General features: G+C 49.2%; 16 protein-coding genes. 1 reads left to right on the top strand and 15 read right to left on the bottom strand.

Translation table 11 applies throughout. The annotated features are described in order from the left end of the window. Positions 1 to 91: 91 nt before the first annotated feature. On the bottom strand, positions 92 to 1,555 hold the full coding sequence (guaB, locus tag EWA64_RS12025; protein WP_061895104.1) for an IMP dehydrogenase: 1,464 nt from the start codon (positions 1,553 to 1,555) through the stop codon (positions 92 to 94). 231 nt (positions 1,556 to 1,786) lie between these two features. Between guaB and xseA the strand changes: the two genes are divergently transcribed. Further along, positions 1,787 to 3,118 (top strand): exodeoxyribonuclease VII large subunit, encoded by a 1,332-nt coding sequence (gene xseA, locus EWA64_RS12020; protein ID WP_061895103.1) that lies wholly within the window; start codon positions 1,787 to 1,789, stop codon positions 3,116 to 3,118. On the opposite strand, the gene EWA64_RS12015 is transcribed toward xseA, so the two are convergent. The 14 genes from EWA64_RS12015 to hscA all read right to left on the bottom strand — a co-directional run bounded on the left by EWA64_RS12015 (position 3,111) and on the right by hscA (position 17,865). Next, positions 3,111 to 3,335, bottom strand: coding sequence for a zinc ribbon domain-containing protein (locus EWA64_RS12015; RefSeq protein WP_081946362.1), 225 nt, complete (start codon positions 3,333 to 3,335; stop codon positions 3,111 to 3,113). The two genes, xseA and EWA64_RS12015, sit on opposite strands and share 8 nt — an antisense overlap. A 36-nt stretch (positions 3,336 to 3,371) precedes the next feature. Next, positions 3,372 to 4,394: a GGDEF domain-containing protein gene (locus tag EWA64_RS12010; RefSeq protein WP_061895102.1), complete on the bottom strand. Its 1,023-nt coding sequence runs from the start codon at positions 4,392 to 4,394 to the stop codon at positions 3,372 to 3,374. Between the two features lie 426 nt (positions 4,395 to 4,820). Continuing rightward, positions 4,821 to 6,311: a ribosome biogenesis GTPase Der gene (der, locus tag EWA64_RS12005; protein WP_039424309.1), complete on the bottom strand. Its 1,491-nt coding sequence runs from the start codon at positions 6,309 to 6,311 to the stop codon at positions 4,821 to 4,823. 180 nt (positions 6,312 to 6,491) lie between these two features. Next, positions 6,492 to 7,652 (bottom strand): outer membrane protein assembly factor BamB, encoded by a 1,161-nt coding sequence (bamB, locus tag EWA64_RS12000; RefSeq protein WP_061895101.1) that lies wholly within the window; start codon positions 7,650 to 7,652, stop codon positions 6,492 to 6,494. Positions 7,653 to 7,664: 12 nt separating this feature from the next. Next, entirely contained in the window at positions 7,665 to 8,279 is a 615-nt protein-coding gene (locus tag EWA64_RS11995) for a YfgM family protein (protein ID WP_061895100.1), read from the bottom strand. A 67-nt stretch (positions 8,280 to 8,346) separates the two neighbouring features. Beyond that, positions 8,347 to 9,615 (bottom strand): histidine--tRNA ligase, encoded by a 1,269-nt coding sequence (gene hisS, locus EWA64_RS11990; RefSeq protein ID WP_061895099.1) that lies wholly within the window; start codon positions 9,613 to 9,615, stop codon positions 8,347 to 8,349. 60 nt (positions 9,616 to 9,675) lie between these two features. Next, positions 9,676 to 10,794 carry a flavodoxin-dependent (E)-4-hydroxy-3-methylbut-2-enyl-diphosphate synthase gene (ispG, locus tag EWA64_RS11985; protein WP_061895098.1) on the bottom strand — a complete coding sequence of 373 codons (1,119 nt, stop codon included), beginning with the start codon at positions 10,792 to 10,794 and terminating at the stop codon, positions 9,676 to 9,678. A gap of 6 nt (positions 10,795 to 10,800) precedes the next feature. After that, positions 10,801 to 11,721: a RodZ domain-containing protein gene (locus EWA64_RS11980; protein ID WP_061895097.1), complete on the bottom strand. Its 921-nt coding sequence runs from the start codon at positions 11,719 to 11,721 to the stop codon at positions 10,801 to 10,803. Between the two features lie 400 nt (positions 11,722 to 12,121). Beyond that, positions 12,122 to 13,246, bottom strand: coding sequence for a dual-specificity RNA methyltransferase RlmN (gene rlmN, locus EWA64_RS11975; RefSeq protein ID WP_061895096.1), 1,125 nt, complete (start codon positions 13,244 to 13,246; stop codon positions 12,122 to 12,124). 224 nt (positions 13,247 to 13,470) lie between these two features. Further along, on the bottom strand, positions 13,471 to 13,896 hold the full coding sequence (ndk, locus tag EWA64_RS11970) for a nucleoside-diphosphate kinase (protein ID WP_039424295.1): 426 nt from the start codon (positions 13,894 to 13,896) through the stop codon (positions 13,471 to 13,473). A gap of 63 nt (positions 13,897 to 13,959) precedes the next feature. Further along, positions 13,960 to 15,258 (bottom strand): aminopeptidase PepB, encoded by a 1,299-nt coding sequence (pepB, locus tag EWA64_RS11965; RefSeq protein WP_061895095.1) that lies wholly within the window; start codon positions 15,256 to 15,258, stop codon positions 13,960 to 13,962. 153 nt (positions 15,259 to 15,411) lie between these two features. Beyond that, positions 15,412 to 15,606, bottom strand: coding sequence for a Fe-S cluster assembly protein IscX (iscX, locus tag EWA64_RS11960; RefSeq protein ID WP_061895094.1), 195 nt, complete (start codon positions 15,604 to 15,606; stop codon positions 15,412 to 15,414). Between the two features lie 54 nt (positions 15,607 to 15,660). Continuing rightward, positions 15,661 to 15,999, bottom strand: a complete 339-nt coding sequence (gene fdx / locus EWA64_RS11955) for an ISC system 2Fe-2S type ferredoxin (protein ID WP_039424290.1) — start codon at positions 15,997 to 15,999, stop codon at positions 15,661 to 15,663. 12 nt (positions 16,000 to 16,011) lie between these two features. Continuing rightward, positions 16,012 to 17,865, bottom strand: a complete 1,854-nt coding sequence (gene hscA / locus EWA64_RS11950; RefSeq protein ID WP_061895093.1) for a Fe-S protein assembly chaperone HscA — start codon at positions 17,863 to 17,865, stop codon at positions 16,012 to 16,014. Between the last annotated feature and the right edge of the window lies 1 nt (position 17,866).

Below are 17,866 nucleotides of genomic sequence, written 5' to 3'. Positions count from 1 at the left end.
GGTTAAGAAAACGAGGCGAGTCTACTCGCCTCTCATCAATGCTTCAAGGAAAAAGCAAACGTTTACGTTGCACTTATCCTTGTCGAAGCGATTAGCCTAAACGGTAGTTTGGCGCTTCTTTGGTGATCTGTACGTCGTGAACGTGAGACTCTTGCATACCGGCACCAGTAATACGTACAAATTCGGCTTTGGTACGCATCTCTTCGATGGTGGCGCTGCCCGTCAGACCCATGCTTGAGCGCAGGCCGCCCATTTGTTGGTGAACGATCTCTTTCAAGCGGCCTTTGTAAGCGATACGGCCTTCAATGCCTTCTGGAACTAGCTTGTCTGCTGCATTATCAGATTGGAAATAACGATCAGAGGAACCTTGAGACATCGCACCCAATGAGCCCATGCCACGGTAAGCTTTGTAAGAGCGGCCGTTGAACAAAATGACTTCACCCGGTGCTTCTTCAGTACCCGCAAACATTGAGCCGACCATGACGCAAGAAGCGCCCGCCGCAATCGCTTTACAAATATCGCCAGAGAAGCGGATACCACCATCAGCGATAACTGGAATACCGTATTGATTAGCCACTTCAGCAGCATCGGCAATCGCAGTGATTTGTGGCACACCCACACCCGTTACGATACGCGTCGTACAGATAGAACCTGGGCCAATGCCCACTTTCACTGCACTTACGCCTGCTTCAATCAGTGCTTTTGCGCCCGCAGCCGTTGCCACGTTGCCGCCGATAATATCAAGATGAGGGAACGCTTCGCGAGTCGCGCGAATACGTTGCAGCACGCCTTCAGAATGGCCGTGTGAAGAATCAATCAGCAATACGTCAACACCCGCTTCAACCAGTGCAGCAACACGCTCTTCGTTGCCCGCACCGGCGCCAACCGCAGCGCCAACACGCAAACGACCACGCTCATCTTTACACGCATTCGGTTTACGTTCTGCTTTATGGAAATCTTTTGCAGTGATCATGCCGGTCAGTTGGAACTCATCATTCACCACCAGCACTTTCTCCACGCGTGCTTCGTGCATTTTTTCTTGCACTTCTGCGCGGGTTGCACCTTCTTTGACCGCTGCAAGGTTCGCTTTTGGCGTCATCACAGAAGAGACTTTCTTAGAAAGATCAGTGACAAAACGCACGTCACGACCGGTGATAATACCCACCAGTTCATTGCTTTCTGTCACCACTGGGAAACCGGCAAAACCGTGTTTTTCTGTAAGTGCCACCACATCCGCGATAGACGCGTCAGGGCTGACCGTCACCGGATCGCTCACCACACCTGCTTCAAATTTTTTCACTTGGCGAACTTCAGCAGCCTGCTGTTCGATGGACATGTTTTTGTGGATAAAGCCTATGCCACCTTCCTGCGCTAATGCGATAGCCAGACGGGCTTCCGTCACAGTATCCATAGAAGCAGAGATCATCGGAATATTGAGGGTAATGTTCTTGGTCAGCTGAGTGCGAAGGTCAGCGGTGTTTGGGAGAACGGTGGAGTGTGCTGGCACGAGCAGTACGTCATCGAATGTCAGCGCTTCTTTGGCAATTCTTAGCATTTGCAATATCTCACAACTAGATAAGTAAAAAGAACAACCCAATCTCATCGTTTCGCGTAATGAGGACAACTCGTCATGTGACTCAGTTGCATTTGGATTAGATATTGCGGACGGATTATACGGTCAACGCAATCGCTTGACCACAAATTTTTTGATTTTTTTCTTGCATTCAACCCCTTGCTATGTATTATATTGCGGCTAACTTCCATACCCACGTCCACGGGATTAGCTTTGTCTTCTCTGACCAATCAAAACATCTTCACCGTCTCGCGTTTAAATTCTGAAGTTCGTCTGTTACTCGAAAATGAAATGGGGATTGTGTGGTTAGTTGGTGAGATTTCTAACTTCTCTGCTCCGGTCTCTGGTCACTGGTATTTCACCCTTAAAGATTCGATGGCCCAAGTTAAATGCGCCATGTTTCGCGGTAACAACCGCCAAGTCTCTTTTAAACCCATCAACGGCAATCAAGTACTGGTGCGTGCTCGACTTTCGCTCTATGAGCCGCGCGGCGACTATCAGTTAATCATCGAAAGCATGCAAGCGGAAGGCGATGGTCGTCTTCAGCAGCAATTTGATGCGCTCAAAATGAAGTTAGCCGCCGAAGGCTTGTTTGCCCAATCGAACAAACGGCCGATCCCAGAGCACCCTAAGTGTGTCGGTGTCATTACCTCCAAAACGGGTGCGGCGCTGTTTGATATTCTCGATGTACTGAAAAGGCGAGATCCGTCTCTGCCTGTCGTTATCTACCCCACCTTGGTTCAAGGAGAAGAAGCGGCGATTCAGATCGCTCAAGCTATCGGCAGGGCCAACAGTCGCGATGAGTGTGATGTACTGATCGTTGGCCGTGGTGGCGGTTCATTGGAAGATCTGTGGTGCTTTAACCATGAGATTGTCGCTCGTACCATTGCCGCCAGTCAGATCCCCATCATTTCCGCGGTAGGGCATGAAATTGACGTGACCATCGCCGATTTCGTTGCCGACTTGCGTGCCCCGACCCCATCCGCGGCGGCGGAGCTGGTCAGCCGTGATCACAGCCATAAAGATCAAGCGCTTCTCAGCCTAGAACAGAAACTGCGTAGTGCATGGCGCCACTACCTAAGCGCACAACATCGTCAAGTGGTTGAATTTGCTCATCGCCTGGAGAAACAGCATCCCCGCTATCGTTTGTTGCGCCAAGCGCAGCAAGCCGATGAGCTGCAAATTCAACTGCAACGGGCGATGGAAAAATATCTCGCCAAACGAGAAAACACACTCTCGCGCGCTTTTCATCAATTACAACTCAAGTCACCCGTTCGCCAAATTAGCCAACAACAAAACAAAATGGCGCGAGCAGAACAGGCGCTGCAAGATGCGATGGAGCGAAAATTACTGTCGTTTCGCCACCATATTGCTCTGGCGGCAGAAAAGCTGGATGCTGTCAGCCCACTAGCGACCCTCAAACGTGGTTATTCGATCACGCAAAATGCACAAGGCGATGTGATAACCCGCCAGGCACAAACGAAAACAGGTGACACTCTGGTCACCCGTTTAATGGACGGTGAGATTCGCTCAACCGTTAACTGATGGACTGAAAGACAAACCGTACTCGAGATTTGGATTTGAGTTCATTGCACGTATTACAAAAGTAGTTTGCAGCGCCACACGCCTGCAGTTTTTCCAATTCTGCCGTACATTCTGGGCAAAATCCTACCTTCTTAAAATCTTGCTCACACTGCTGGCAATGATATTGGCCATTCCATTGCAATTCGTTTTGACACTGTGGGCAGAGATTTTCATTCATAACGCTTACCTTACTTAAACTTGTGATTGTGACCTTTCAGCTTAAACCTGCACTGATGCCACGATGCTGGCGCTTGACACGATACATGCTGAGATCAGCCTGGCGAATCAGTTTGTTGAGATCAATCGCACCTCGAGCCAGTGTGCATGCCGCGCCAATACTGACAGCCACAGAATAATCTTCTATGACAAAGAACAATTTGATCCCGATGCGTAACTGGCGATAAAAGTGCTCAAAGTCTTGCTCGGAAGCAAAAGTCGCAATGATGACAAACTCATCACCGCCATAACGAGCAATCATGGCTTCTTGCGGGCTGCGAGTCATCAGCCACTGCGCGAGATCAATTAAGACTTGATCGCCCACATCATGCCCAAAGCGATCATTGATGTATTTAAAATCATCGACATCGACAAAAAAGCACCCCACCACCGCTTGCCCATGTTCCTGTGTAGAGAACAATTGATGCGGAGATTGCAGTAACATTCGCCGATTGTAACATTGGGTGAGAGGATCACGGTTAACATGGTCATAAAGCTGCTGTTCACACTGATATTTCTCTAACGCGACCGCGTACAAGGTAGCTAACATCTGCAGTATTTCCAGCTCAGCTTCTGAAGGGAAAGACGGCTTATCGCTATAAATCGCAAAGGTCCCCAGCACTTGCTCATCTTGTGACAAAACGGGGACCGACCAACAAGCATGTAGATTCGCTTTTTGCGTTAACGCGAGATAAGGTTGCCAATTAGGATGAAGCTTGATGTTTTCAACAACCACCGTTTGCCGTAGAAAAGCCGCAGCGCCGCAAGATCCCACCGTTTCACCGATACTTACCCCTTCGATTGCTTGGTTGTAAAAGTCGGGTAAAGAAGGAGCATATTCGACGTGCAGAGTATTTCGTTGGGGATCAAACCTTAAGATCGAAGCTTTACGTGCACCAAAGAGCTGTTCAGACAGTGAAATGATCTCTTGATTGAGCTGATCTTTCTCCAGCCCAAGAGCCAATTTACCCAGCAGGCTATTCACCGCACGGTGAGCCTGCAAAAGCTTGTTGCTGTCCATAATCTGTACTCTTCTGTCGTGACTTTACGCTACATGGCGATGATTTATTATTATTTCGGTGACATTTTAGTCACCCTGATATTTGGGGCAAAAGAATAACACAGAAAAAATGGCTATAATCTGAGCTGAAACACGCTTGCACGATCTTATATTGATCGTCTGCTTATTGAAATTTGATCAGCGATCAGCGTCTAAAAGAATATTTATATCACCATAGCCCGAAAGCATAAGTTACATGTTCTGCATTTCAATTTTAAACAGACAAAAATTCCATTAAATTAACTTAATAACTCGTATTGCAGGATTTTTAAGATCGATCTTTTCAAGGCTGGTTTGCGACAATACACACTCAACTCTAGGCTGAAGAGAAATAGTAGATAAAAAAAAGCCCAAGTCAAAACTTGGGCATTCGATATAAAGCTCGGTTTATTTACTACGGTTCTTCACCGCTGAAACCATACGCTTACGCGCACGCTCTTGAGAGAGCGTCATCTTGCTGGTGCGGCCTTCAAATGGGTTTTCGCTGTTTTGGAACAAAATACGAATCGGTGTACCCATGATATCCAATGACTTACGGTAGTAGTTCATCAGATAACGTTTATAAGAGTCCGGCAACTCGCGCACCATGTTACCGTGAATCACGATAATTGGCGGGTTGTAACCACCAGCATGGGCGTACTTCAGTTTAACTCGACGACCACGAACCATTGGCGGCTGGTGATCTTCGGTTGCCATTTTCATAATGCGTGTCAAAACTGAGGTACTGACTCGAGTGGTCGCAGAGCGATACGCTTCCTGTACCGACTCAAACAAGTGACCCACACCTGTACCGTGTAGCGCAGAGATAAAGTGAATACGCGCAAAGTCGACAAAACCAAGACGACGATCGAGCTCTTTCTTCACATGTTCTTTCACTTCATTATCTAGGCCATCCCACTTATTGACCGCCAAGACAATTGAACGACCAGCATTGAGTGCAAAACCGAGCAAGCTCAAGTCCTGATCAGAGATATTCTCACGCGCATCAATCACCAGTAGAACCACGTTAGCATCTTCGACGGCTTTAAGCGTTTTCACCACAGAAAATTTTTCTACTGTTTCGTTAATGCGTCCACGGCGGCGTACACCAGCGGTATCAATCAACACATATTCACGACCATCACGCTCCATTGGGATGTAAATCGAGTCGCGAGTCGTTCCAGGCATGTCATACACCACGACACGTTCTTCGCCGAGAATACGGTTGGTCAGCGTCGATTTGCCCACATTGGGACGGCCAATGATCGCCAGCTTAATCGGCTGATCTTGAAGACGTTTGAACGCTTCTTCCGCTTCTTCTTCGCTGTAATCAAGCGACTCTTCATCTTGGTCAGCAAATTCGGTCAAATCTTCAATTTCACCTTCTTTACCAGCGCTGAGCATGTTGTCAAAGAAAGGATCGAGTGCACGTTCGATCAACGCAGTCACACCACGACCATGCGCAGCGGCAATCTGGTACATATCATCGACACCCAGCTGCCAGAAATCGGCACTGGCGGCATCGGCGTCAATCCCATCGATCTTATTCACCACTAGCATGGCTGGCTTTTCGATTTTACGCAGATGCGCAGCAATCGCTTCGTCGGCGGATGTCAGGCCAGCACGACCATCTACCATAAACAGCACCACATCGGCTTCGTTGATCGCCGCTAGTGACTGTTGCGCCATCTTGGTTTCAACGCCCTCTTCAGAACCGTCGATACCACCTGTATCAATCACGATGAAGTCGTGTTCGCCTACTTTAGCCTGACCGTACTTACGATCTCGCGTCAGACCGGGAAAGTCTGCCACTAATGCGTCACGAGAACGAGTCAAACGGTTGAACAAGGTAGACTTACCTACGTTCGGACGCCCAACCAGGGCAACAACAGGTACCATAATAACCTCTACAATAATCTGTTCGTATGTAGTTATAGGTAACGACGGGAGTTAGCACAACCCACACCAAGCCTTTACCTATAACCACATGTTTTATTTTAAGTTTTACAAAAGTTTCCAGCAATAAAACGGCTCCTAGCCGTTACCAGCCAGGAGCCGAATGTGAATTATATCACGATATTATTCGCTGAGCGTCAGTTTCTTTATTTTGCCATTACGAGTCACAATCAGATAACCGTCCGGCAATACAGTCGGCCCCACGGCAAAACCACTATCATTGACCATCTGCTGTGCAACAAATTCACCCGTGCTTTTGTCCAACCAGTGCAAATAACCTTCACTGTCGCCAACCACCAGATAGTTGTTGACGATCACTGGTGCAGTCAGCAAGCGGTGTTGCAACTGAGCATTTTCCCACAGTTCGGTACCACTACGGGCATCGACCGCGACTAAATGATCTTTGTCCGTGACAAGAAACAAGCGGCTACCATCGGTCGCCATATCAATCGCTGAAGAGTAATTGCGCTTCCACGTTGCTTTACCTGAGCGCAAATCAATCCCGATCAGTTGGCCGTTGTAACCCACTACGTACAAGGTGCCACCGAGCAAAATCGGCGAGGAATCGACATCGACCAGACGATCAATTTCGGTCGCGCCTTTTGGAGTGCCAACAGGTTGCTGCCAAATCAGTTGACCGCGTTCGACGATTGCAGCAGCCAATCGACCATTTGCTGTGCCCCAAAATACCCCACCAGAAACCGCCACTGGCGTGCTATCACCACGTAAGGTCAGATTGGGTACATCGGTGCTAATCGCCCATTTCTGTTCACCATTGGTTTGATCCAGCGCGATGAGGATACCATTGCTGGTATTCACAATCACCAGACTGCCTTCCGCTACCGGCTTGGCTAAGACTTCACCCGCAACCGCTACGCGCCATTTCTCTTCGCCAGTCTCCTGATCTAGCGCGATCACTTCACCATTTTCGCTGCCAATGAAAACCTGACTGTAGGCTGCGGTGATGCCACCCGACAACTTCGCGCTGCCGTCTTTGCCAAGCTGCGCACGCCAAAGTGTGCTGCCTTTTTGCGGATCAAGTGCTTTGACTTCCCCATCACGACTGGCGATAAACACTTTGTCGTAAGCGTATTCGGGGGCGAGCTTAGAAAAGTAATGACCAACACCATCACCAACCGAAGCACTCCAGCTACTCTTTGGGGTAAACTGACTTTTTACCTGAGGCACTGGCGCCATAACGATGGTGTCTTCTTCACCGGCACAACCCGCAAGAATACCAACCGTGATCAGTCCTAATACGGCTCTTCTGAACACATTCTTCATGCCATGAAGTCCTTATTTCGCCAGATCGTCAAGCTTCATCTGCAGTGTTTGACCAGCATCTTCTGCTTGTTGGGCTTCCGAGTAAGCCGCGTATGCTGCTTCTTTATCACCTTGACGCAGAGCAATGTCACCACGCAGTTCGGCAATACGGCCAGTCCAACCTTTGTTGCTCACTTTAGCCAGTTCAGCATTTGCCGCATCAAAGTTGCCCAGTTCTGCTTCGATACGCGCAATTCGATAGCTGACAAGAGGCGCAATGGCAGCATCTTTACTGTTGCTTTGAGCCCATTTTAACTGCACTAACGCAGCGTTAAGATCGCCTGCATCCACTTGTGTTTTCGCCAGTTGCAACGCCGCCAGCACGGAGTACTCTTTGACTTCATTGCCATCGATAAAACTTTGCACATCCGACGCAGCGTCCACGCCTTTCGCTTGCAGAGTATTCATTGCGGAAGTATAGCTTTGAGAAGCTGCTTCACGAGCCGAAGTCACAGAATCTTGGTAGTAACGCCAACCAAAAAGACCGCCAAGACCAACAACAGCACCGATAATCACGGCTTTGCCATTCTCTTTCCACCACTCTTTTATCGCTTCTACTTGTTCTTCTTCAGTATTGTAAACTTCCACTTCCTGTCCTCTTTAAAACTTCAAAAATGGCAGGTTTTCCTGCCATTTAAATTCGAAATTGCCGTACTTAAATCAGTTCAGCGATTTTTGTCGCTACTTCAGCTTGCGCGTAGGTGTTTTGCTCACCACCCGCGAGATCTTTCAGCACAACAGTGCTATCTGCCACTTCATTTTCGCCCAGCACGAGCGCAAATACTGCGCCGACTTTGTCTGCGCGCTTGAACTGCTTCTTGAAGTTGCCACCACCAAAGTGATTCATTACACGCACGCCGGGGAGCGACTCACGTAATTGCTCAGCCAGTTTCATGCCTGCCATCATCGTCCCTTCACCCGCAGTGACTACGTACACATCGACACTGCGACGCACGTCAGTAAGCTCTAGGGTTTCGAGCATCAATACTAAGCGCTCAAGCCCCATGGCAAAACCAACCGCTGGCGTTGGCTTACCGCCAAGTTGCTCAACGAGGCCATCGTAACGACCACCGCCACACACTGTGCCTTGCGATCCTAGGCTCTCGGTAATCCACTCAAAAACCGTACGATTGTAGTAATCCAAGCCGCGAACGAGGCGCTGATTGACTGTGTATTCGATGCCAGCAGCGTCAAGAAGTTCACACAAACCTGCAAAATGTTGCTTGGACTCTTCATCCAGATAATCGGCCAGACGTGGCGCATCACCTAAAATCGCCTGCACCTCTGGATTTTTAGAATCCAGTACGCGCAGTGGGTTGGTGTGCATACGGCGTTTGCAATCTTCATCAAGCACTTCGATGTGTTGCTCAAGAAACTCAATAAGTGCGCTGCGGTAGTTGGCACGCGCTTCCAGTGAACCAATCGAGTTCAACTCTAAACGCACGTGCTTGTCGATGCCCAGTTCACGCCATAGGCGCGCAGTCATCATGATAAGTTCAGCATCCACATCTGGGCCATCCAAGCCAAATACTTCGACACCACACTGGTGGAACTGACGGTAACGACCTTTTTGTGGGCGCTCATGACGGAACATCGGACCGATGTACCACAAGCGTTGCTCTTGATTGTACAAAAGACCATTTTCGATCCCGGCGCGAACACAGCCCGCGGTGCCTTCCGGACGCAAGGTCAGGCTATCGCCGTTGCGATCCTCAAAGGTGTACATCTCTTTCTCAACCACATCGGTTACTTCACCAATAGCGCGGCTAAACAGATGGGTCATCTCAACAATTGGCATGCGCACTTCATTGTAGCCATAGGCGCTGATGACATTCTTCACTGTGTTTTCTAGTTTCTGCCACAGCGGTGATTGAGTTGGGAGGCAGTCGTTCATGCCTCGGATTGCTTGAATTGTTTTTGCCACAATAGTTACCGTAATGTTGCTGATTACCCGTTCGTTTGCTGAACGTAACGAGTATTGAGATTAATCGTGAACTTTCACGTCGATGCGGTTGCTGGCATCCATCCGCGCCGCTTTAGCACGAATTTTAGCTTCCAACTGATTCACCAAGTCATCGTTATCGAAACGCTCTTTCTGACGCTTACCGTCTTCATAGAAAGCGCTCTTCTTGTTGCTGCCTGCCAGACCAAGGTGAGACACTTCCGCTTCGCCCGGGCCATTTACCACGCAACCGATGATCGACACATCCATCGGCGTGATGATGTCCTCTAAGCGCTCTTCTAACGCATTCACCGTGTTGATAACATCAAATTCCTGACGCGAACAGGAAGGACAGGCAATAAAGTTGATACCACGCGAGCGAATGCGCAGCGATTTGAGAATATCAAAGCCGACTTTGATCTCTTCGACTGGATTCGCTGCCAGCGAGATACGCAAGGTGTCGCCAATGCCTTCGGCCAGTAGCATACCAAGGCCAACCGCCGACTTCACCGAGCCCGCACGCGCACCACCTGCTTCGGTAATCCCCAAATGCAGTGGTTGGTCGATTTGCTTTGCGAGTAGGCGGTAGGAATTAACCGCAAGGAAGACATCCGATGCTTTGACGCTGACTTTAAACTGATCAAAGTTGAGACGATCTAGGATATCAACGTGGCGCATCGCCGACTCCACCAAAGCGGCTGGGGTCGGTTCGCCATATTTCATTTGCAGATCTTTTTCCAAAGAACCGCCATTAACACCAATGCGGATCGGGATATTTTTATCGCGAGCGCAATCAACCACCGAGCGAATACGTTCCTCGTTCCCTATGTTGCCTGGGTTAATTCGCAAACAATCGACGCCGTATTCCGCCACTTTCAGGGCGATGCGATAGTCGAAATGAATGTCGGCCACCAACGGCACCGATACCTGCTGCTTAATCAGTTTAAATGCTTCAGCGGCATCCATGGTTGGCACAGAAACACGAACAATATCAGCACCCACTTTTTCCAGTGCTTTGATTTGTGCGACCGTGGCTTCAACGTCGGTGGTTCGGGTATTGGTCATGGACTGCACCGCGATCGGTGCACCATCACCAATAGGAACATTACCCACGTAGATACGCGTCGATTTACGACGGATAATTGGAGATTCGTTGTGCATAATTCTTTATAAAGGTAAGGTGAATCTTGCTACTTTGCCTGCAGTATACCGAGAAAGGTCGACAGGTTCACTTGCAAATGTCATGGCGACGCCTTCTGGCGCACCTAAAATGACTTTAAACGGGGCTTCTCCTGAGAGCTCAAGATCTTGTCCCGCTTTGCGGATACCAGAAATCAATGTCTTGCCCTGAGCGTCTTTCACTTGGATCCAGCAATCGGCTTCAAAGGTCATGGTGATCACTTGTTGATCGTCCGCCAGCGTTGCAGAGGTTTGCACAGATTCAGCCACTTCGGCTTCAACCGCAGCAGGCTCTTCGATAAGCACTTCCTCAGGCGTCGCGTCTGAAGAAGGGGCTTCAACTGAAGGAGAGACCTCCTCAGGAGCAACCGTCAGTTCTTGCACGACCACGTCATCTAGCGCGGGGGCGTTATCGCTCTCTTCCATCACCGCTGGCACATCGACCACCGCAGTATCGTTCACCGATTGGGCAAGGCTGTTATCTTGCTGGTTTTGCCACCACCACAGGGAAGAAATCCCGGTAATAATGATAAACACTCCCCAAGTGATGAGCATGATACGGCTGTTGTGTTTTTCCGTTTTGGTCTTGCGAGAAAAACTTTGCATCTCTTGCTCTTGGTGCTGCGCATCGCCCGCATCATCCAAGGCAGCCAACACAACTGCTTCATCCACACCAACCAATCGAGCGTAAGAGCGTAAATAGCCGCGAGTAAAGGTGGCGACTTGATCGGTAGCCAGTTGGTTGTTGTCGATTTGTTCGATCACCGCCAGACGTAACCGCAGGCGATCCGCCACTTGTTTTTGGCTGTAACCCAGCTCTTCGCGCTTACGCTTAAGTAACGTACCAACGTCCATTGTCGGCGCAGTGTTATCGGATGTTTGTGCTAAAGTTTCGTTTTCTGTCGTCATAACTTCTTAAAATCTTTTATAAATTAACACCCGCGCTCTGTTGTTCTTTATCGTTATTCCGGCGTGTGTTTAAGAGTGAATAATCTGCTGTTCAGATTATAAAAAGGCTTCCCCAATCTAATTGGCTGCTTATCTATTGCGCCATTGGGAAGATTTCTGGCACGTTTTATCCGCCAAGACTAAACATGCTTTACTCATGATAAGCCAATGTCTTGAATTGACAAAAACTCTTTGCTGAGAAATTTACCCTCAGCTCAAGCTTTTGTCCAAAACTTGACACAAGAAATTCGAACTATCGTCCAATAACGCAGAAAATGACCAGAAATGGTGGACAAAAAGCGCCCAAAGATTGAAACAAAACAGCCAGAGCATGGCTCTGGCTGACATAGTTCGAAGACGGTTACAGCGCGCGAATTTCGATGGTTTCTCCCTTCGCCGCTTTGAGTACCGCGGTCCGTTTGGTTCGGTCAATCACATCACCGACCAATTGGCCACACGCAGCATCGATATCATCACCGCGAGTTTTACGGATAGTGACCGTGTGCTCGTATTGCATTAAGGTTTTTTGGAAGCGGTCAATACGCGAGTTGCTTGGCTTTTTATATGGCGAACCTGGGTACGGGTTGAATGGGATCAAGTTGATCTTACAAGGGGTGTCTTTCATCAATTGCGCCAACTCATGTGCATGCTCGGTTCCGTCATTAACGTGATCCAGTAAAACATACTCCACCGTGACCTTACCACGGTTGGCATTCGATGATGCGATGTAACGACGCACGGATGCTAGGAAGTCTTGGATATCCCAACGATCGTTAATCGGCATAATTTCGCTACGCAATTTGTCGTTCGGCGCATGCAAAGAGATGGCCAGAGCGACGTCAATTTTGCCTGTCATCTGATCCAAGCCAGAGACTACACCAGAGGTAGATACAGTGACACGACGCTTTGACAGACCAAAACCGAGATCATCGAGCATAATTTCCAGTGCCGGGATAAGGTTTTTCATGTTAAGTAACGGCTCGCCCATCCCCATCATCACCACGTTAGTGATAGGGCGTCGACCCGTCTCTTTTTCCAGACCGATTTCGCGCGCGGCACGCCATACTTGACCGATAATTTCCGATACTTTGAGGTTACGGTTAAAACCTTGCTGTGCCGTTGAGCAGAATTTACATTCTAACGCACACCCCACCTGAGAAGAGACACACAAGGTCGCGCGATCTTCTTCAGGAATATAGACGGTTTCAACATCTTGATCGCCAACGCGCATTGCCCACTTGATAGTGCCATCCGATGAGTGCTGAGCTTCAGAGACCACCGGTGCGACAATTTCACATTTCTGCTTGAGCTTTTCGCGCAAATTCTTGTTGATGTTGGTCATGTTATCGAAGTCATCCACACCGAAATGGTAGATCCACTTCATAACCTGATCGGCACGAAATGCTTTCTCGCCTAACTCTTGGGCGAAAAGCTCACGCATGCCTTGGCGATCAAAGTCGAGTAGATTAATTTTCCCAGTGCTCATGTTGCCTCTCAATGACTGATCAAGATTAAGGGCGCGAATTGTACAGGCTTTACGCAGTGACAACAAGGGTTGTAAAACCCCGGATTTGCTAAGAGATTAAATCCTCTGCGATTATTTTTTAACCGAGTTTTAAACCGACTTAAGAACCTTGCTCAATGGCAAAAAAAAGCACACAGAAAGCAAAAAACCCAGCGTTTACGGCTGGGTTTGTTCTGCTTAAACGATTAACGAGGACAGATTTCTGACTCAGGGAAAAAGAAGGCAATTTCACGCTCAGCCGATGCTGGGCTATCACTACCGTGCACTGAGTTGTGACGCATGCTCAGCGCATAGTCGGCACGAATCGTGCCACACGCGGCTTCTTCTGGATTGGTTTTTCCCATCAACTCACGGTAACGAGCGATGGCATTTTCGCCTTCCAGCACTTGCACCATAATAGGGCCGGAGGTCATAAACTCTTTAAGTGGTTGGAAAAACGCTTTTCCTTCGTGTTCTGCATAAAAGCCACTGGCCTGCTCATCGTTCAGTTGCACCATTTTAGCGGCAATAATACGCAGCCCCGCTTTCTCGATGCGATGGTAAATCTCACCGATCAGGTTACGTTCTACAGCGTCGGGCTTGATAATAGAAAATGTTCTCTCTAGAGCCATAAGGAGTCCTTTTACTTCATTCGTTGTTATAGTAAGCAGCCGAAAACGGCTGCCTTAGTGAATTTACTTGCTCGCTTGTTCAGTGAGAATACGCGCTAAGGTACAAACCCCCATGCCGGTTGCGCCCGCTGACCATTTGTCGCTGGCAGACTTACGGTAAGTGCCAGAACAGTCAAAATGCAGCCAACCTTTTTGGTAGTCTTGCACGAAGTAAGAAAGAAACGCCGCTGCGGTGCTCGCACCCGGCGAATAGTCACCACCGCTGATGTTCGACAGGTCCGCAAAGTTTGAAGGCAACATTTCACGATGAAATTCCGCCAGCGGCAGAGGCCACAAGCCTTCTTTCTCTTCATCTGCGGCCGCTAGCGCTTGTTGCGCTAGCGCTTGGTCAAAAGTCAGAAGTGCGTGGTAATCATTACCCAGTGCATTTTTGGCCGCGCCAGTCAGGGTCGCACAATCGATGATCAGTTCAGGATTGTGTTCACTCGCGTAGATCAGGCCGTCAGCCAAAACCAGACGCCCTTCTGCGTCGGTGTTCATAATTTCAACCGTTTTGCCGTTTTTGTAGGTAATGACATCACCCAATTTCAGCGCTCGACCGGAGATCATGTTTTCTGCGCAGCACAAGATCAACTTCACGCGTTTATTCAGACCACGCATGATCGCTAAGCCCAAGCCGCCAGTGATGGTGCCGGAGCCGCCCATGTCCGCTTTCATCGCGTCCATAAAGTTGGATGGCTTGATGCTGTAACCGCCAGAGTCAAACGTGATGCCTTTGCCGACCAAACAGGCCCACACTGGCGCGTTTTCATCACCGGTTGGATTGTAGTCGAGTTGTAACATCGCCGAGGTGCGCTCAGAACCGCGACCCACCGCGTAAATCCCTTCCCAACCTTCAGCTAGCAAATCTTTGTCTTTAACGATGCGAGCGGTGACGGTGCCCTCTGGTGCCACTGAACGAATAAACTCCGCCGCCATGGTGGCCAATTGGCGTGGCGCGACTTCTTCTGCCGGTTTGTTAATGATATCGCGCGTAAACTCGGTTGCTTTAATACGAGCGTCTAATTCCGCTTGCGCTTTTTCTTCGAGCGCAACCCATTCCAACTGATTTTGTTTCTTTGGACTGCGATAGCCCTGATAAAACGCCCAAACGGCATCAAGGTTCCAACCTTCGCCCGCGAGCATCACCGCTTTTACGCCTTGGCCATCGAATTTACGCGCCGCACGTTGGATTTTCACCAAGTCGGTTTTTTCACCGAGGTGAATGGTCGCCCCGTTGTCATTGAACGAGACCAGTGCTTTTTCACCCCACTGTGGAGCCGCAGCCTCCTGGCTTAAATATACAGACATCTGTGTAGACATGGTTTCTCCTTGCCTTATAACGGCGTTACCTGCGCCTTTCTTTTTTAATAACCCACGGATGTTAGCATTATGTAGGGCAGAAATGTCAACTTGATAAAAAAACGGACCATAAGGTCCGTCTTTTTTAATAAAAATTGTTAACTGAGCTGGGTTTTATTGCCACTCATCCAGCCAGCACAGGATAACCGCTTCGAGGATTTTTTCATTGGAACGGTTTGGTTCGTCGTCAAAATCGTCCAATTCTAAAATCCACTGATGTAAGTCGGTAAAGCGAACCGTCTTAGGATCCATATCAGGAAACTTTTCACACAGTTCGATAGCGATATCTCGCGAATCTGTCCATTTCATAACTTTTCCTCAGCGCGTTTAGCCAAAGCAGCACCTCTGTGCTGCTGTGGATGATTAATGATCTTCGGAGGCGTGGTTAAGCGTGTATTTCGGGATCTCAACCACCAGATCTTCATCAGCGATCTTCGCTTGACAACCAAGCCGCGATTCCGGCTCAAGCCCCCAAGCTTTATCGAGCATATCGTCTTCTAATTCGTCACTTTCATCAAGAGAGTCAAAGCCTTCACGGATAATCACGTGGCAGGTTGTACAGGCGCAAGATTTCTCACACGCGTGTTCAATCGCAATCCCGTTTTTCAGTGCAACATCCAGCACAGTCTCACCCGCTTGGGCTTCTAACACCGCGCCTTCTGGGCATAGATCTTCATGAGGCAGTACAATAATCTTAGGCATACTTAATATCTCTTAAATAGTGTCGATTGACTGGCCAGCCAGAGCGGCACGGATCGATTTATCCATGCGACGCGATGCGAAATCTTGGCTCGCTTTATCCGTGTCTTTAATTCCCTGTTCGATCGCTGTGGCATCATCGCCGTTACGCAGCGCAATCAAAGATTCAATCGCTTGCAAGAGCGCTTGTTTTTCGTCTTCATTCAACAGCGCATCGCCATCGGCTTGCAACGCAGAAATCAGCCCTTCAATCACGCGGTCAGCTTCAACGCGTTGCTCAGCCAGCGCACGCGCTTGCATGTCCTCTTTGGCATAAGTCATCGAGTCACGTAACATGTTGGCGACTTCATTATCACTCAAGCCATAAGATGGTTTAACTTGGATTTCAGACTGCACTCCAGTGCTCTTTTCCATGGCGGTCACCGACAGCAGGCCGTCAGCATCCACTTGATAAGTCACACGAATGTGCGCAGCCCCTGCCGCCATCGGCGGAATGCCTTTAAGCGAGAAACGAGCCAGAGAACGGCAATCGCTAACCATTTCGCGCTCACCTTGCACCACGTGCACGCTCATTGCGGTTTGACCATCTTTAAACGTGGTGAACTCCTGAGCGCGTGCGACAGGAATGGTGGTATTGCGCGGGATAATTTTTTCCACCAAACCACCCATGGTTTCAATGCCGAGCGACAGCGGGATCACATCCAGCAGTAGCATCTCTGAATCCGGTTTGTTACCAGCTAAAATATCAGCCTGAATACCCGCACCAATTGCCACGACTTCGTCTGGATTAATGCTCGTCAGTGGGGTACGGCCGAAAAATTCGCCGACCATCTCACGCACCAACAAGGTACGAGTGGAGCCACCAACCATCACCACTTGCAGCACTTCGTCCGTCTCAACATCAGCATCTTTTAGCGCACGGCGACAGGACATCAAGGTTTTTTTCACTAACGGGCGAATGAGTTCTTCAAACTGTTCACGGGTGACCTCGCCTTTCCAGCCAAAGACATCCACCTCAACGCTTTCTTGTTCAGAAAAAGCAATTTTGGTTGCCGTGGCAATATTGAGCAGCACTCGATTTTGCTCAGCAGAGAGCGGAGAAACCAGCCCTGCTTTTTCTTTGAGATAATCCGCCAGCAGATGGTCAAAATCATCGCCGCCGAGTGCAGAATCACCGCCAGTGGCCAGTACTTCAAACACCCCTTTCGAAAGACGCAAAATAGAGATGTCAAAGGTGCCGCCGCCCAAATCGTAGACGGCAATCACGCCTTCCTGACCAGAATCAAGCCCATAGGCGATCGCCGCCGCCGTCGGTTCATTGAGCAGACGCAGTACATGCAAACCTGCAAGTTTGGCGGCATCTTTGGTGCCCGCACGCTGCGCATCATCAAAATAGGCGGGAACGGTAATCACCACGCCAGCAAGTTCACCACCCAGTGTCTCTTCTGCGCGTTTTGCCAGTACTTTGAGAATGTCTGCTGACACTTCAATCGGGTTTTTATCACCTTGCTGAGTACGCAGCACGGGCAAACCGTTCTCACTGGTTTTGAACTGATAAGGCAAAGAAGGATAGCGCGCCTGAATGTCTTGCAATGATCGACCAAGCAGACGTTTAACGGAGATAATCGTCTCTTCAGGTTGAATTTCCGCTTGGGCTTTTGCCTCATAACCGACCAGAAGCGTTTCACTGGCGTAATTCACAACCGAAGGCAGTAGGCTTCGGCCTTGCTCATCTTTTAATGTGGTGGCCTCACCACTTCGTACCGAAGCAACCAGTGAATTGGTTGTGCCGAGATCAATACCAGCAGCGAGCTTGTGCTCATGAGGTGCCGAGCTCTGACCCGGTTCTGCGATTTGAAGTAATGCCATG

Origin of the sequence: Vibrio cidicii (assembly GCF_009665415.1) — a bacterium.
GTDB lineage: Bacteria > Pseudomonadota > Gammaproteobacteria > Enterobacterales > Vibrionaceae > Vibrio > Vibrio cidicii.
The sequence above is the reverse complement of the archived record's forward strand: the minus strand, read 5'-3'. Positions and strand labels throughout refer to the sequence as shown.

Excerpts from the sequence above, each read along its gene's own strand:
- bamB (WP_061895101.1), bottom strand. The coding sequence starts at position 7,652 with ATGAAGAATGTGTTCAGAAGAGCCGTATTAGGACTGATCACGGTTGGT.
- pepB (WP_061895095.1), bottom strand. The coding sequence starts at position 15,258 with ATGTCTACACAGATGTCTGTATATTTAAGCCAGGAGGCTGCGGCTCCA.
- rlmN (WP_061895096.1), bottom strand. The coding sequence starts at position 13,246 with ATGAGCACTGGGAAAATTAATCTACTCGACTTTGATCGCCAAGGCATG.
- der (WP_039424309.1), bottom strand. The coding sequence starts at position 6,311 with ATGGTACCTGTTGTTGCCCTGGTTGGGCGTCCGAACGTAGGTAAGTCT.
- fdx (WP_039424290.1), bottom strand. The coding sequence starts at position 15,999 with ATGCCTAAGATTATTGTACTGCCTCATGAAGATCTATGCCCAGAAGGC.
- ispG (WP_061895098.1), bottom strand. The coding sequence starts at position 10,794 with ATGCACAACGAATCTCCAATTATCCGTCGTAAATCGACGCGTATCTAC.
- iscX (WP_061895094.1), bottom strand. The coding sequence starts at position 15,606 with ATGAAATGGACAGATTCGCGAGATATCGCTATCGAACTGTGTGAAAAG.
- ndk (WP_039424295.1), bottom strand. The coding sequence starts at position 13,896 with ATGGCTCTAGAGAGAACATTTTCTATTATCAAGCCCGACGCTGTAGAA.
- guaB (WP_061895104.1), bottom strand. The coding sequence starts at position 1,555 with ATGCTAAGAATTGCCAAAGAAGCGCTGACATTCGATGACGTACTGCTC.
- EWA64_RS12015 (WP_081946362.1), bottom strand. The coding sequence starts at position 3,335 with ATGAATGAAAATCTCTGCCCACAGTGTCAAAACGAATTGCAATGGAAT.
- EWA64_RS12010 (WP_061895102.1), bottom strand. The coding sequence starts at position 4,394 with ATGGACAGCAACAAGCTTTTGCAGGCTCACCGTGCGGTGAATAGCCTG.
- EWA64_RS11980 (WP_061895097.1), bottom strand. The coding sequence starts at position 11,721 with ATGACGACAGAAAACGAAACTTTAGCACAAACATCCGATAACACTGCG.
- hscA (WP_061895093.1), bottom strand. The coding sequence starts at position 17,865 with ATGGCATTACTTCAAATCGCAGAACCGGGTCAGAGCTCGGCACCTCAT.